The organism is Bradyrhizobium sp. SZCCHNRI20481 (assembly GCF_032485055.1).
Lineage (GTDB): Bacteria > Pseudomonadota > Alphaproteobacteria > Rhizobiales > Xanthobacteraceae > Bradyrhizobium.
In genome coordinates this window covers 186,914-200,810 of record NZ_JAUEUE010000007.1, presented here as the reverse complement: position 1 = coordinate 200,810, position 13,897 = coordinate 186,914, and the positions used below count along the sequence as shown (strand labels likewise).

At 67.4% G+C, this 13,897-nt stretch carries 13 protein-coding genes; 10 read left to right on the top strand and 3 right to left on the bottom strand.

The genetic code is table 11. The features are described 5' to 3' along the window. The first annotated feature begins 72 nt into the window (after window positions 1-72). Window positions 73-1,224, top strand: a complete 1,152-nt coding sequence (gene ftsW / locus QX132_RS13620) for a putative lipid II flippase FtsW (RefSeq protein ID WP_315736776.1) — start codon at window positions 73-75, stop codon at window positions 1,222-1,224. Window positions 1,225-1,268: 44 nt separating this feature from the next. After that, entirely contained in the window at window positions 1,269-2,372 is a 1,104-nt protein-coding gene (murG, locus tag QX132_RS13615) for an undecaprenyldiphospho-muramoylpentapeptide beta-N-acetylglucosaminyltransferase (protein ID WP_316161494.1), read from the top strand. On the opposite strand, the gene QX132_RS13610 is transcribed toward murG, so the two are convergent. Further along, window positions 2,369-2,581, bottom strand: coding sequence for a hypothetical protein (locus tag QX132_RS13610; RefSeq protein WP_316161493.1), 213 nt, complete (start codon window positions 2,579-2,581; stop codon window positions 2,369-2,371). The two genes, murG and QX132_RS13610, sit on opposite strands and share 4 nt — an antisense overlap. A 15-nt stretch (window positions 2,582-2,596) precedes the next feature. Here QX132_RS13610 and QX132_RS13605 point away from each other — a divergent pair, with 15 nt between their 5' ends. Beyond that, the gene (locus QX132_RS13605; RefSeq protein ID WP_316161491.1) at window positions 2,597-3,256 is read left to right on the top strand and encodes a helix-turn-helix domain-containing protein; all 660 of its coding nucleotides are present in this window, start codon (window positions 2,597-2,599) and stop codon (window positions 3,254-3,256) included. A 4-nt stretch (window positions 3,257-3,260) separates the two neighbouring features. Here QX132_RS13605 and QX132_RS13600 read toward each other — a convergent pair whose 3' ends face one another. Next, window positions 3,261-3,998: a carbonic anhydrase gene (locus tag QX132_RS13600; protein WP_315771395.1), complete on the bottom strand. Its 738-nt coding sequence runs from the start codon at window positions 3,996-3,998 to the stop codon at window positions 3,261-3,263. 58 nt (window positions 3,999-4,056) lie between these two features. After that, entirely contained in the window at window positions 4,057-4,290 is a 234-nt protein-coding gene (locus tag QX132_RS13595; protein WP_316161489.1) for a hypothetical protein, read from the bottom strand. A gap of 67 nt (window positions 4,291-4,357) precedes the next feature. Here QX132_RS13595 and murC point away from each other — a divergent pair, with 67 nt between their 5' ends. The 7 genes from murC (at window position 4,358) to lpxC (ending at window position 13,842) form a co-directional block, all read left to right on the top strand. After that, on the top strand, window positions 4,358-5,764 hold the full coding sequence (gene murC / locus QX132_RS13590; protein WP_315736782.1) for a UDP-N-acetylmuramate--L-alanine ligase: 1,407 nt from the start codon (window positions 4,358-4,360) through the stop codon (window positions 5,762-5,764). 202 nt (window positions 5,765-5,966) lie between these two features. Continuing rightward, window positions 5,967-6,890, top strand: a complete 924-nt coding sequence (gene murB / locus QX132_RS13585) for a UDP-N-acetylmuramate dehydrogenase (RefSeq protein WP_315736783.1) — start codon at window positions 5,967-5,969, stop codon at window positions 6,888-6,890. A 70-nt stretch (window positions 6,891-6,960) separates the two neighbouring features. Next, window positions 6,961-7,962, top strand: a complete 1,002-nt coding sequence (locus QX132_RS13580) for a D-alanine--D-alanine ligase (RefSeq protein WP_315736785.1) — start codon at window positions 6,961-6,963, stop codon at window positions 7,960-7,962. A 274-nt stretch (window positions 7,963-8,236) separates the two neighbouring features. After that, complete coding sequence (locus QX132_RS13575) at window positions 8,237-9,292, top strand: cell division protein FtsQ/DivIB (RefSeq protein ID WP_316161485.1); 1,056 nt, start codon at window positions 8,237-8,239, stop codon at window positions 9,290-9,292. Further along, on the top strand, window positions 9,289-10,608 hold the full coding sequence (gene ftsA, locus QX132_RS13570) for a cell division protein FtsA (protein WP_315736788.1): 1,320 nt from the start codon (window positions 9,289-9,291) through the stop codon (window positions 10,606-10,608). Before QX132_RS13575 ends, ftsA begins: the two co-directional genes overlap by 4 nt. A gap of 90 nt (window positions 10,609-10,698) precedes the next feature. Next, window positions 10,699-12,537 carry a cell division protein FtsZ gene (ftsZ, locus tag QX132_RS13565; RefSeq protein ID WP_316161483.1) on the top strand — a complete coding sequence of 613 codons (1,839 nt, stop codon included), beginning with the start codon at window positions 10,699-10,701 and terminating at the stop codon, window positions 12,535-12,537. A gap of 345 nt (window positions 12,538-12,882) precedes the next feature. Beyond that, window positions 12,883-13,842: a UDP-3-O-acyl-N-acetylglucosamine deacetylase gene (gene lpxC / locus QX132_RS13560; protein ID WP_315771405.1), complete on the top strand. Its 960-nt coding sequence runs from the start codon at window positions 12,883-12,885 to the stop codon at window positions 13,840-13,842. Window positions 13,843-13,897: the final 55 nt, after the last annotated feature.

Here is a 13,897-nt window from a genome sequence, read left to right as displayed (position 1 = left end):
GAATCCTTAACCCTTCAATAACCATCCTGGGCGCCAATGGTCTGATTCCTTAAGGCCTCAGGTGGACGCCCGATGCTCTCCCGTGAAGAACGCAATCCGCTGTCCGACTGGTGGTGGACGGTGGACCGCCCGCTGCTCGGCGCCATCCTCGCCTTGATGCTGTGCGGGGTGATCCTGTCGCTGGCGGCCAGCCCTCCGGTCGCGACCCGGATCGGGCTCGATCCGTTTCACTTCTTCAACCGCCACGTCCTGTTCCTGCTGCCGTCCTTCATCGTGCTGATCGGCGTCTCCTTCCTGTCGCCGCGCCAGATCCGGCGCAGTGCGCTGGTGGTGTTCGCGGTCGCCATCGTGCTGATCGTGCTGACGCTCGCGATCGGGCCGGAGGTGAAGGGCTCGCGGCGCTGGATCACGCTGATCGGTGTCAACATCCAGGCGTCCGAGGCCGCGAAGCCGGCCTTCGTCGTGGTTTCCGCCTGGCTGTTCTCGGAATCGGCGCGGCGGCCCGACATGCCGGCGACCACGATGGCGCTGGTGCTGCTGATGATGCTCGTGTCGCTCTTGGTGATGGAGCCGGATTTCGGCCAGACCATGCTGGTCCTGATGGTCTGGGGCTCGCTGTTCTTCATCGCCGGCATGCGCATGATCTGGGTCGCGGGCCTCGCCGGCGCCGCGGCCGCTGGTCTGTTCGGCGCCTATCTGCTGGTCCCGCACGTCGCCGGCCGCATCAAGCGCTTCATGAACCCGGCATCGGGCGACACCTTCCAGGTCGACACCGCGATGGAGGCGTTCTCCAACGGCGGCTGGTTCGGGCTGGGGCCGGGCGAGGGCATCGCCAAGCGCAGCCTGCCGGACAGCCACACCGATTTCGTGTTCGCGGTCGCCGCCGAGGAGTTCGGCATCATCCTCTGTCTGGCGCTGGTCGCGCTGTTCGCCTTCATCGTGATCCGCACGCTGTCGCGCGCCTATGCGACCGAGGACGGCTTTGCGCGCTTCGCGGCCTCGGGTCTGGCGATCCTGTTCGGCATCCAGGCGGCCATCAACATCTCAGTCAACCTGCAGCTGATCCCGGCCAAGGGCATGACCTTGCCCTTCATCTCCTACGGTGGCTCCTCGATCGTGTCGCTGGCCTATGGCGTCGGCATGATGCTGGCGCTGACCCGACAGCGGCCGCGGATGGAGGTCGAGGCCGGCGACGCAGCCGGCGCGCTGCGCAATTACGCCTAGGCTGCCTGGCTCGCAATGACCGCACATTGCCTGTAAACAAGCGCATGACCTCAACCGCGCCTCTCATTCTGCTCGCGGCCGGCGGCACCGGCGGCCATCTGTTTCCTGCTGAAGCGCTCGGTGTCGAGCTGATCAGGCGCGGCTATCGCGTCCGTCTCGTCACCGATGAGCGCGCGCTGCGATACAGCGGCCTGTTCACCCCGGACATGATCGACGTGGTGCCGAGCGAGACCGTGCGCAGCCGTTCGCCGTTGGCGCTGGCGCGCACCGCGCTGCTGCTCGGCAGCGGCACCATCGCGGCCTTCAACCTGATGCGGCGGCTCAAGCCCGCGGCCGTGATCGGCTTCGGCGGCTATCCGACCGTGCCGCCGCTGCTGGCGGCGCGGCTCGCCGGCGTGCCCAGCCTGATCCACGACGCCAACGCCGTGCTCGGCCGCGCCAACCGTTTCCTGTCCGCGCATGTGAAGGCGATCGCGACGTCGCTGCCTGGCGTGCTCGACCGCGATCCGGCGCTTTCGGCGAAGACCACCACGGTCGGCACGCCGATGCGTCCCGCCATCCTCGAAGCGGCGGCCGTGCCCTATGTGGCGCCGGAGACTTCGGGCCCGTTGCGGCTGCTCGTCGTCGGCGGCAGCCAGGGCGCGCGCATCATGAGCGACATCGTGCCCGGCGCGATCGAGCGGCTGGAGCCGGCCCTTTGGGGCCGACTGGTGCTGACCCAGCAGGTGCGGCAGGAGGACATGGCGCGGGTGCGCGCGGTCTATGACCGGCTCAAGATCAATGCCGACCTGCAACCCTTCTTCACCGACCTGCCGGCGCGGCTTGCCGCCAATCACCTCGTGATCTCGCGTTCCGGCGCCGGTACCGTCGCCGAGCTCGCCGCGATCGGCCGTCCTTCGATCCTGGTGCCGCTGCCCGGCGCCATCGACCAGGACCAGTTCGCCAATGCCGGCGTGCTGTCGGACGCGAACGCCGCGATCCGGATCGTGCAGAGCGAATTCACCTCCGACAGGCTGGCCTCCGAGATCTCGGCGCTCGCCGCCGAGCCCACGCGTCTCGCAGCGATGGCCCAGGCTGCGCGCGCGGCCGGGCGGCTCGATGCCGCCGAGCGGCTGGCCGACCTCGTGATCAGGACGGCGGCGCTCTAGTTGATCGAGTGCGCGGTGATGCGATGACGAACCAGAGCGCTGACCAGGGCGCCATCGCGGCGGATGATCATCCGATGCGTTTGCGACGCCATCCGTCCTTCGTGTCCGTGTTCGTCGGATTTTGCGATCAGCTGATTGCGCCCCTGCGCGGTCAGCGCCTGATGATCAAGCTGTTCGGTCAGCGCGCCCCGACGGAAATTGCTGCGCACATCGTGATGATGCACATGTCGGCGCGCAAGTCGGCCGAGCGGCCGACCCTGACGCGCCTGCAGATGCGGCTGCCGGGACCGCGGCAGACGGCGGCGTTCGTCGCGCTGTTGCGCGGTCTGTCGCTGGTGACCGTCGAGCGCGATCCCGGGGACGCCCGCATCCGCTATCTGGTGCCAGGCGCCGTCATCCTCGAGGGTCTGCGAGGCTGGCTTGCCATGCATCTGGATTGCCACGCGCGGTTGACGCATGCCGACGGACTGAGCCTTCGTCTGCAGGACGACGCCGCGTTCTACGCGGAGACGATCCGGCAATGTGCGAGCTGGCTCTGCCGCGACAACCGGCCCCTGACGGGATTTCCCGATCTCGCCTGGACCGACGAGCACGACAGCGGCATCCATCTGGCGCTGACACTCGTCGCCCGTTCCGCCGCTGGGCGCGAGGCCGTCGAGATTTCGACGGCGGAGCTTGCGACCTCGCTGGGCGTCTCGCGCTCCCATATCCGCAATCTGCTGGCGACAATGGAGGAGCGCGGTCTGCTGCGCTTTGGCGACGGGCGCCGGCATCTGACGCTGATGCCGGATTTCGTGGCTTCCGTGGAGGCCTGGTTCTGCCACCAGGTGTGCTGGCTCGCGGCCGCAGCCGCGCGTGCGGATCGCGCGCTGCGGCCAGCTTGACGCGTCAGATCATCGTGACCCGGCCGGAGCCGATGTCATAGATGCCGCCGACGATCTTCACCTTGCCCTCGGCGACCATGCGGCCGACGATCGGCTTGGCGGTCGACAGGCGCCGGACATTGTTGCGCACGTTCTCCGCGGTGGCCTCGGCCAGCAGGTCCTGCGGCTTCTTCGCGATCGCGGCCTCGACGCCGGGTTTGAGCGCATTGATCAGGGCGGGCAGGTGGCCAGGCAGCTTGGTGCCGTCCTTGAGCACCTTGATCGTGGCATCGATGGCGCCGCAGCCGCTGTGACCAAGCACCAGCACGAGAGGCGTGCCGAGGAACTTGACGCCATATTCGAGGCTGGCGAGACCGTCGTCGTTGACGAAATTGCCGGCGACCCGGACCACGAACAGCTCACCGGGCCCCTGATCGAACACCAGCTCCGGCGCGACCCGTGCATCGGCGCAGCTCACGATCGCGGCGATCGGGTACTGTGCCGCGGCGCGCGCCGCGCGGCCGGCCGAGAAATCCTTGTTGTCGAGATTACCGGCGACGTAGCGCGCGTTGCCATCGACGATGCGCTTCATCGCGTCGTCCGGCGAGATCGCGTTGGGGGGTGTTGCGATGTCGCTCGTCTGCTTGGCTTCCTTCGCAAACGCCGGAAGCGCGCCGAGCGCCGCGGCAGCCAGCACTGCGCCGCCGCCGAGCAGCCGACGGCGGGACAATACGGGAGGGTGCGTTTCACACAGCGAGCACATCGGCGGGGATTCTCCATCAAGAGTTGAAAGATGCGCGACCGGCACGCCGGCCGCGGCACTACCCATGCCACGCGAACTGACGCGGTGAACGCGCAAAAATTGCAGGTATCCCGTTGGGACGGGTTTGCGTGGGATCGCGCTTAACAATTTGTGAAGCGGGCATCCCCGGCGGGAACTGCTCGCCCATCGCGGCCGCGAAGCTGCCAAAGCCGGCCAAAATCGGGCGGGCGCCTGCGAATTTGGCGATGTTTACGGCCGGGGCGGACTTGTCCAGGCCGGTCATGTCTTGCAAGAAGGGCTGATGATTCGCGGTCGCGCCCCTCCGCCGGGCGCCCGGAACCCTTGAGACGAGACGCCCCATGAGACTGCCGCGCGAGATCGGACCCATCCACTTCGTCGGGATCGGCGGCATCGGCATGAGCGGCATCGCCGAGGTGCTGTGCAATCTCGGCTACACGGTGCAGGGTTCGGACGCCTCGGACAATGCGAACGTCGCACGCCTGCGCGAGAAGGGCATCACCGTCAGCGTCGGGCACAAGGCCGAGAACGTCGCCGGCGCGGATGTGGTCGTCGTCTCCACTGCGATCAAGCGCGACAATCCCGAGCTGATGGCCGCGCGCGCCCAGCGCATCCCCGTCGTCCGCCGCGCCGAGATGCTGGCCGAGTTGATGCGGCTGAAGAGCTGCGTCGCCATCGCCGGCACCCATGGCAAGACCACGACGACATCGATGGTCGCGGCGCTGCTCGATGCCGGCGGGCTCGATCCCACCGTCATCAATGGCGGCATCATCAATGCCTACGGCACCAATGCGCGGCTCGGCGGCGGCGAGTGGATGGTGGTCGAGGCGGACGAGAGCGACGGCACCTTCCTGAAGCTGCCGGCGGATGTCGCCATCGTCACCAATGTCGATCCCGAGCATCTCGATCACTTCAAGACCTTCGACGCCGTGCAGGAGGCGTTCCGCACCTTCGTCGAGAACGTGCCGTTCTACGGCTTTGCCGTGATGTGCATCGATCACCCGGTGGTGCAAACGCTGGTTGGCAAGATCGAGGACCGCCGCATCATCACCTACGGCGTGAACCCGCAGGCCGATGTGCGCCTCGTCGATCTGACGCCGATGGGCGGCGGCTCTCGCTTCAAGGTGGTGTTCCGCGATCGCAAGAGCGGCGCGACGCACGAGATTGCCGACATCGCGCTGCCGATGCCCGGCCGGCACAACGCCTCGAACGCAACGGCGGCCATCGCGGTCGCGCGCGAGCTCGGCCTGTCCGACGAGGCCATCCGCAAGGCGATTGCCGGCTTCGGCGGCGTCAAGCGCCGCTTCACCCGCACCGGCGAATGGAATGGCGTGACCGTGATCGACGATTACGGCCATCACCCGGTCGAGATCGCGGCCGTGCTGAAGGCGGCGCGCGAATCCACCAACGGCAAGATCATCGCCGTGGTGCAGCCGCATCGCTACACAAGGCTGCAGTCCCTGTTCGAGGAGTTCTGCACCTGCTTCAACGACGCCGACGCCGTCGTCGTCGCCGACGTCTATGCGGCAGGCGAAGCCCCGATCGAAGGCGTCGATCGCGACCATTTCGTGCTCGGCCTGCGCGCCCACGGCCATCGCGACGTGGTGCCGCTGCCGAAGGCCGCGGACCTCGCCGGCATCGTCAAGGGCCTCGCCAAGCCGGGTGATCTCGTCGTCTGCCTCGGTGCCGGCAACAACATCACGCAATGGGCCTACGCGCTGCCCGGCGAGTTGAAGGCGCTGGGATGAGGGCGGTATTGTTGGGCGAGCTGGTAGCTCCACGGCATACTCTGCTCTCTCCTCCCTTGTGGGGGAGAGGTGGAGAGGGGGGTACCACGAGCGCCGGCGCCTGGGGCTCACCCCCCTCCCTGACCCTCCTCCACAAGGGGGGAGGGAACGGAGAGTGCGTGCCGACCCTGACGATGTCGGGGCACGATGCGAGAGCGGCCGCATGACCTTCCTCGACATCACCCCCGACCTCAAAGCCGCAATGCCGGAGCTGCGCGGGCGGCTGCTGGCCAATGAGAGCCTGGCGCCGCTCACATGGTTTCGCGTCGGCGGTCCGGCGCAGGTGTTGTTCACGCCGGCCGATGCCAACGACCTCGCTTATTTCCTGGGGCGGCTTCCAGCCGATCTGCCGGTCACCGTCATTGGCGTCGGTTCCAACCTCATCGTGCGCGACGGCGGGGTGCCCGGCATCGTCATCCGCTTGGCGCCGCGCGCGTTCGGTGAGGTCAAGGCGGAAGGCGACATCGTCACGGCCGGGACGGCTGCGCTCGATAAGCGCGTGGCCGAGGTCGCAGCATCCGCCAATCTCGCCGGCCTCGAATTCCTGTTCGGCATCCCCGGCACGATCGGCGGCGCGTTGCGGATGAATGCCGGCGCCAATGGCGGCGAGACCAAGGACATCCTGGTCGAGGCGATTGCGATCGACCGCAGCGGGGAGACCCGTCTCTTCAACAATGCCGAGATGAAGTTCACCTATCGCGCGAGCGGCGCCGATCCGTCGCTGATCTTCACGGCAGCGCGCTTCCGCGGCACGCCGTCGGCGCCGGAGGCGATCCGGGCGCGCATGGCCGAGGTGCAGGCGCATCGTGAGACGGCGCAGCCGATCCGCGAGAAGACCGGCGGCTCGACCTTCAAGAACCCGTCCGGACATTCCGCCTGGAAGCTGGTCGATTCCGCGGGCTGCCGCGGCCTCAAGGTCGGCGGCGCCCAGGTTTCCGAAATGCACTGCAACTTCCTGATCAACACCGGCGATGCCACGGCCGAGGACATCGAGACGCTCGGCGAGACCGTGCGTGCGCGGGTCAAGGCGAGTTCGGGCATCGAGCTGCAGTGGGAGATCAAGCGGATCGGAGTCAAGGCGAGCTGATCGCCCCGCTTGCTCAAGTGACGTCAGCGCAATCGCGACTGCGGTTGTGAGATCAACCGAGAAGACATTGATGCGCACCACGATTTTGTTCGGCGGCTCCAACAAGGAGCGCCTCGTCTCGGTCGCCAGCACCAAGGCGCTGCATGCCGCGCTGCCCGAGGCTGACCTCTGGTTCTGGGAGGCCGACGACACGGTGCATCAGGCGAGTGGCACGGCGCTGGTCGCGCATGCGAAGCCGTTCGAGGAGCCGTTCACCGCCGATGGCCCCCGGATCGGGACGCTCGTCGAGGCTCTCGATCGCGCCAGGGCCGAGGATCGGGTTCTGGTGCTCGGTCTCCACGGTGGCCGGGCGGAGAATGGCGAGCTTCAACTGATGTGCGAGCTTCGCGGCGTGCCGTTCACCGGCTCGAGCTCGGCCGCCTCGCACCTCGCCTTCGACAAGGTCGCGGCGAAGCGCTTCGCCGTGCTCGGCGGGGTGACGGCGGCCGAGGGCGTCGCGCTCGATGACGCCGAAGCGGCGCTGGCGCGCTACGGCAGGCTGATCGCCAAGCCGGTGAAGGATGGATCGAGCTTCGGGCTGATCTTCGTCAACGCCAGCCAGGACCTCGTTGCCGTCAAAGCGGCAGCCGCGACCGAGGAGTATCTGATCGAGCCCTTCGTCACCGGGACGGAGGCGACCTGCGGCGTGCTCGAACAGGCCGATGGATCGCTGATCGCGCTGCCGCCGATCGAGATCCTCCCCGCAGACGGCGCCTTCGACTATTTCGCGAAGTACCTCGCCGCGGCGACGAAGGAGATCTGTCCCGGCCGCTTCAGTCCGGAGGTGACGGCCGCGCTGCAGACGGAGGCGATCAAGGCGCATCGCGCGCTGTCCTGCGGCGGCTATTCGCGGACCGACTTCATCGTCTCGGCCAATGGCCCCGTCTATCTCGAGACCAACACGCTGCCCGGGCTGACCGCGGCCTCGCTCTATCCCAAGGCGCTCGCGGCACAGGGCATCGCCTTCGTCGATTTCCTCAATCAGCAGATCGCCTTGGCCGAGGGGCGCAGTCGCCGATCAAACGTGCGGTAGACGCACCGGAGGTCCCCCGGCCCGGCGTCCCCCGATGGTTCCTGTAACCTGTAAAATGCTTAAGAATTCCAGGCAAGGTCCTCATAAATCGGAGAAAAAATTCGTCTCTCCGGACCGATTTTACTTTTTGTTTACCAGGACGTCCGAAGGTTAACGCTGGCGCCTCAGTGGTGCTCGGCTGCCGGGTCGTGACGTCACCAGTGTCCGGCCGGCCGGGAGCGCAGGCGCGGGTCCGCGAGTATCTGCGGGCGCAACAGTTTGATGAGCTCGTGCAATGGATGGTGCAGGACGCCTCGCTCGATCGCAGAGGCCTCAAGCGAACCTGAAAGCCGCTGCCCTTGGCGCGGCAATCCTGCTGCGCGAGTATGTCTCGGCCCGCCTTCCGCGTGTCCGCTTCGCGCGGGGATACACGAAGCAACCTCTGGGCCGGCGGTCGACCCGAAGAGATCTTGCGCCGATGCAGGCCGCGCTCGCGCCGATGGTCGAGCGTGAGGCGCCGCCGCGCGTGGTCGAGCTCGTCGAGCGCTATTTGCCGCGCCGGCTCGGCACCGTGGCGACCGTGGTGCTCTTGTTCGGCAGCGTCTGGCTCGGCATCGTCAAGGGCGGCCACGCCCAGGACGTCAGCGCGGCGCTGTCCGACACCCGCAATGCGCTGGCCAATGCGGCCGGCTTCCGCATCACGGCCGTCGCGATCAACGGCCGCAAGCAGCTCACCCAGGACGAGATCCTCGCTGTCGGCGGCGTCACCGGCCGCTCCTCGTTGCTGTTCCTCGATGCCGCCGCCGTGCGCGACAGGCTCAAGGCCAACCCCTGGATCGCCGACGCCACGGTGCAGAAGTTCTTTCCGAACCAGCTGCAGATCGACGTCGTCGAGCGCAAGGCGTTCGCGCTCTGGCAGCAGGAGGGCCGCCTCTCGGTCATCGCCGATGACGGCGCCGTGCTCGAGCAATATGTCTCGCGCCGTTTCCTGACGCTGCCGTTGGTGGTCGGCAAGGGGGCCGAGAGCCGCGCGCGCGATTTCCTGGCGCTGCTCGCCCGCTACCCGCAGGTGCGCGCCGTCACCAAGGCCGCCGTGTTCGTCGGCGAGCGGCGCTGGAACCTGCGTACCAAGGACGGCCTCGACATTCGCCTGCCCGAGCACGATGTCGGCAACGCGCTCGCCACCCTGACCCAGCTCGATCAGGACGATCGGCTGTTCTCACGCGACATCGTTGCCATCGACTTGCGGCTGCCGGACCGCCTGACGGTGCAACTGTCCGAGGACGCAGCGAAGGCGCACGGCGAGCTGTTCAAGGACAAGAAGTCCAAGAAGAAGGCCGGTGACGCATGACCGGCTTCGATCGCCAGACTCCGAAGACGCGCCCGATGGGCCAGAAGCGCACCGCGCTTGTGGCCTCTCTCGATGTCGGCACCAGCAAGATCGCCTGCATGATCGCGCGGCTGAAGCCGGCGCCGCCGAGCGACGCGCTGCGCGGCCGCACCCACACGGTCGAGCTGATCGGCTACAGCCAGATCCAGTCGCGCGGCGTCAAGGCCGGCGCCGTCGTCGATCCCGTCGAATGCGAGCAGGCCGTGCGGCAGGCGGTCGCGCTGGCCGAGCGCATGGCCAGGGTGCGGGTCGAGTCCGTGCTGCTGCCGGTCGCCGGCGGCCGCGTCATGGGCCATCTGATCGAGGCCACCTCGGACATTCGCGGCGGCGCCGTGACCCAGGCCGATGTCAGCCGCGTGACCTCAACCGGCATGCATCACGCCACCGGCGACGGGCGCGCGGTGCTGCATGCCTTGCCCGTCGGCTACACGCTCGATGGCGTGAAGGGCATCCGCGACCCCCGCGGCATGCTGGCGCGGCAGTTCGGCGTCGACATGAACGTGGTCACGACCGACGCCACCGTGGCCAAGAACCTGATGCTCGTGGTGGAGCGTTGCCATCTCAACGTCGAGGCCATGGCGGCAAGCCCGTATGTTGCCGGGTTGTCGGTGCTGACCGACGACGAGGCCGATCTCGGCGCTGCCGTGGTCGAGATGGGGGCGGGCACCACGACGATCGCGATCTATTCCGGCGGCCGCTTCGTCCATGCCTCCGGTTTTGCGCTCGGCGGGCATCACGTGACCATGGATCTTGCGCGCGGACTATCAGCGTGCATTGCAGATGCCGAGCGAATCAAGACGTTATATGGCACGGTGCTGACTGGCGGGTCCGACGCGCGTGAGTTGATGTCTGTTCCGACGGCCGGTGACAACGAGCGGGATGTTCCGCAGATCGTGTCCCGCGCCACCATCGCGAACATCGTCAGGCACCGCGCAGAGGAGATTTTTGAAATGGTCCGCGACCGGCTGAAGGATTCGCCCTTTGCGGCAGAACCCAAGGCGCGCGTCGTCCTCAGCGGAGGCGCCTCCCAGCTGACGGGGCTGGTCGAGCTTGCGACCCGGATCCTCGACCGCCCGGTGCGTGTCGGCCGCCCGCTTGGCTTCGGCCGTCTTCCCAACGAGGCCAAGAACGCCGCCTTCGCGGTGCCGACGGGGCTGCTGGTCTATCCGCAATACGCGCACCTCGAACATGTCGAACCGCGGCATACGCGGCAGGTCGGGACAGGAACCGACGGCTACTTCGGAAAGGTCGGACGATGGCTACGCGAGGGCTTCTGATGACCGGTTTCCATCCCATGCGATTTCCAACAACACCAACCGCGGCCGGCGGCCGGGGCGAACCCACCCGCGCGTGATCGAGAGGCAATCATGGCACTCACTATTACCCCTCCTGATATCCACGAGCTGAAGCCCCGGATCACCGTGTTCGGGGTCGGCGGCGCGGGCGGCAACGCCGTCAACAACATGATCACGGCCGGCCTTCAGGGCGTCGACTTCGTCGTCGCCAATACTGACGCGCAGGCGCTGACCATGTCCAAGGCGCAGCGCATCATCCAGATGGGCACGCAGGTGACCCAGGGCCTCGGCGCCGGCTCGCAGCCGGATGTCGGCGCCGCCGCCGCACAGGAGGTGATCGACGAGATCCGCGATCACCTCTCGGGCGCCAACATGGTGTTCGTGACCGCCGGCATGGGCGGCGGAACCGGCACCGGTGCAGCTCCGGTCATCGCCAAGACCGCGCGCGAGATGAACATCCTCACCGTGGGCGTCGTCACCAAGCCGTTCCACTTCGAAGGCGCGCGCCGCATGCGCACCGCAGAATCGGGCATCTCGGAGCTGCACAAGGTCGTCGACACGCTGCTGATCATCCCGAACCAGAACCTGTTCCGGGTCGCCAACGAGAAGACCACCTTCGCGGACGCCTTCGCGATGGCCGACCAGGTGCTCTATTCCGGCGTCGCCTGCATCACCGACCTGATGGTCAAGGAAGGCCTGATCAACCTCGACTTCGCCGACGTCCGCGCCGTCATGCGTGAGATGGGCAAGGCGATGATGGGCACCGGCGAGGCTTCCGGCGACAAGCGCGCGCTGACCGCGGCCGAAGCCGCGATCGCCAACCCGCTGATCGACGATTCCTCGATGAAGGGCGCCCGTGGCCTCCTGATCTCGATCACCGGCGGCAAGGATCTCACGCTGTTCGAGGTCGACGAAGCTGCGACCCGCATCCGCGAGGAGGTCGACCAGGACGCCAACATCATCGTCGGCGCCACCTTCGACGAATCGCTGGACGGCCTGATCCGGGTGTCGGTGGTTGCCACCGGCATCGAGCAGGCGCAGTTCAACCGGAACGTTACGACCTCACAGCCGGCGGCGGCTGTCGCTCCGATTGCCGCCGCCCCGACCGCTGTTGCGGGTCTTCCTGAAAGCCGCCTCGCCGATCTGACCGCGCGCCTGCGCGCCGACAATCAGCGCCTGGCTGAACGCGCCGCCAAGCTCGAGCAGCAGGCGTCGCAGGCTCCGGCCGTCGCCGCTCCGGCACCCGCGCCGATGGCGCCTGCGCCGCGTCCGGCGCCGAATCTCGAGCGCGATACGCTGGCCGCCGTCGCGGCCGCGATGGCAAGCGAGCCCGGTCCGTCGGCTGCCCCGGCGCAGGCAGCGTCCTATGGCGATGTGACGGTGCGCCCGATTGCACAGAAGCCGTCGCTGTTCCCGGAGCCCGAGGCGCAGCGCGCGGCTCCGATCGAGCCGGCAGCCTTGCCCGAGACCTTCATTCCGCAGGCCGCCGAGCGGGTTCCGGTCCGCGCGCCGCGCATGCCGAAGTTCGAGGACCTGCCGATGCCGGCCCAGGCCGAGATTCGTCAGGCGAGGGGCGACGAGGGCGACGAGCATCCGCAGAAGACCCGGATGTCGCTGCTGCAGCGTCTCGCCAATGTCGGTCTCGGCCGCCGGGACGAGGACGCCGAACCTCTGCTGCCGGTGCGGACCGCGGGTCCTGCCATGCCGCACATGCCGCCGCTGCCGGAACGGAAGCCGCAGCGGAACGTTGCTCAGCAGGTTGCGAGCCACGAATCGCCCGTCTCGGAGTATGCCCGCCGTCCCGCGCCGCAGGGGCTGGATGTCCATGGCCGTCCCGCGCCTGTGTCCCCGGCGCCACAGGGAGACGACCATTTGGACATCCCGGCCTTCCTCCGCCGGCAGGCAACCTGAGAATTGTTACAGCCCTGATGGTGCCGAACAGGCCCGGCTCGCGAGAGCCGGGCCTTTTCCTTGGCCTCCCGGCGCGCGCCGATCGCCCTTCAACTAACTGATTTTAAATGATTAATTATTCTTTCGGTGTTTAGATCGGGAACCAGGAGGGTTAAGGCCACGTTCCAGTTTGGTTAAGGGTTGGCGCGAATACGGCAGAGATGGGGTAACAATCCGTAAAGAAGCGTGAGTTGGCGCTCTTTGGGGCTCTCGTTAAGTTCTGCCGTGACTTGGGGATGCCTGAAAGTGAGTCGGTTCGCGAGGGGCGACCGATGAAGGGTCAGGCGGGGTCTTGGGCGATCGTCGATGAAATTCAGCCGGCAAACAACGCTTCGTTCGCAAGCCACCGTCACCGGTGTAGGCGTCCACTCTGGTGCGCCTGTCAGCCTGACGATTGGCCCGGCGCCGATCGATGCGGGGATCGTGTTCCTCCGCACCGGCCTCGATGGGGCCGACCGCGAGGTCCAGGCCTCCTTCGGTTCGGTGATCGCGACCGAGCTCGCGACGGTGCTCGGTGACCGCAACGGCCCGTTGGTCTCGACCGCCGAGCATGTTCTCGCCGCGTTGCGCGGCATGGGCGTCGACAACGCCCTGATCGAGGTCGACGGCCCCGAGGTACCGATCATGGACGGTAGCGCTGCGCCGTTCGTCGCTGCCATTGACCAGGCCGGGATCGTCAATCAGTCGGCTCCACGGCGTTACATTCAGGTGCTCAAGCCGGTCCAGGTGACCATGGGTGCCTCGACGGGCGAGCTGCGTCCCAACAACTCCGGCTTCCGGGTCGAAGCCGAGATCGATTTCACCAATCCCGTGATCGGCCGCCAAGCCTATCATTTCGAACTCAATCCCGAGCGCTTCCGCCGCGAGATCGCCCGCGCCCGTACCTTCGGCTGCATGAGCGACGTGTCGCGGCTGTGGAGCGCCGGTTTCGCGCTCGGCTCCTCCTTCGACAACACGCTGGTGTTCGACGAGGACCGTCTGCTCAATCCCGAAGGTCTGCGCTACGCGGACGAATGCGTCCGCCACAAGGTGCTGGACGCGATCGGTGATCTGGCGCTGGCCGGCCTGCCGATGCTCGGAACCTATCGTTCGGTCCGTGGCGGTCACAAGCTCAACCACGCGGTCCTGACCGCTCTGATGGCCGATCGCACCGCCTGGCGGATCGTCGAAGGCGAGACCGTGCGGCGTCCCCGCGTGGCCGCGGATGCCGTCGGTGGCATGGTCGGTGGCATGGTCGCCCCGGCCTACGGTCCGGACGTGTCCTGAGCGCCTGCTGCGAGGCTCGAGCGAACGGATAGCGTCCCTCGTGGGGCGCGATGGG

Bases quoted from the DNA above. Each gene is read 5' to 3' on its own strand.
- ftsW (WP_315736776.1), top strand. From the start codon at position 73: ATGCTCTCCCGTGAAGAACGCAATCCGCTGTCCGACTGGTGGTGGACG.
- murG (WP_316161494.1), top strand. From the start codon at position 1,269: ATGACCTCAACCGCGCCTCTCATTCTGCTCGCGGCCGGCGGCACCGGC.
- QX132_RS13605 (WP_316161491.1), top strand. From the start codon at position 2,597: ATGTCGGCGCGCAAGTCGGCCGAGCGGCCGACCCTGACGCGCCTGCAG.
- QX132_RS13600 (WP_315771395.1), bottom strand. From the start codon at position 3,998: ATGTGCTCGCTGTGTGAAACGCACCCTCCCGTATTGTCCCGCCGTCGG.
- murC (WP_315736782.1), top strand. From the start codon at position 4,358: ATGAGACTGCCGCGCGAGATCGGACCCATCCACTTCGTCGGGATCGGC.
- murB (WP_315736783.1), top strand. From the start codon at position 5,967: ATGACCTTCCTCGACATCACCCCCGACCTCAAAGCCGCAATGCCGGAG.
- QX132_RS13580 (WP_315736785.1), top strand. From the start codon at position 6,961: ATGCGCACCACGATTTTGTTCGGCGGCTCCAACAAGGAGCGCCTCGTC.
- QX132_RS13575 (WP_316161485.1), top strand. From the start codon at position 8,237: ATGGATGGTGCAGGACGCCTCGCTCGATCGCAGAGGCCTCAAGCGAAC.
- ftsA (WP_315736788.1), top strand. From the start codon at position 9,289: ATGACCGGCTTCGATCGCCAGACTCCGAAGACGCGCCCGATGGGCCAG.
- ftsZ (WP_316161483.1), top strand. From the start codon at position 10,699: ATGGCACTCACTATTACCCCTCCTGATATCCACGAGCTGAAGCCCCGG.
- lpxC (WP_315771405.1), top strand. From the start codon at position 12,883: ATGAAATTCAGCCGGCAAACAACGCTTCGTTCGCAAGCCACCGTCACC.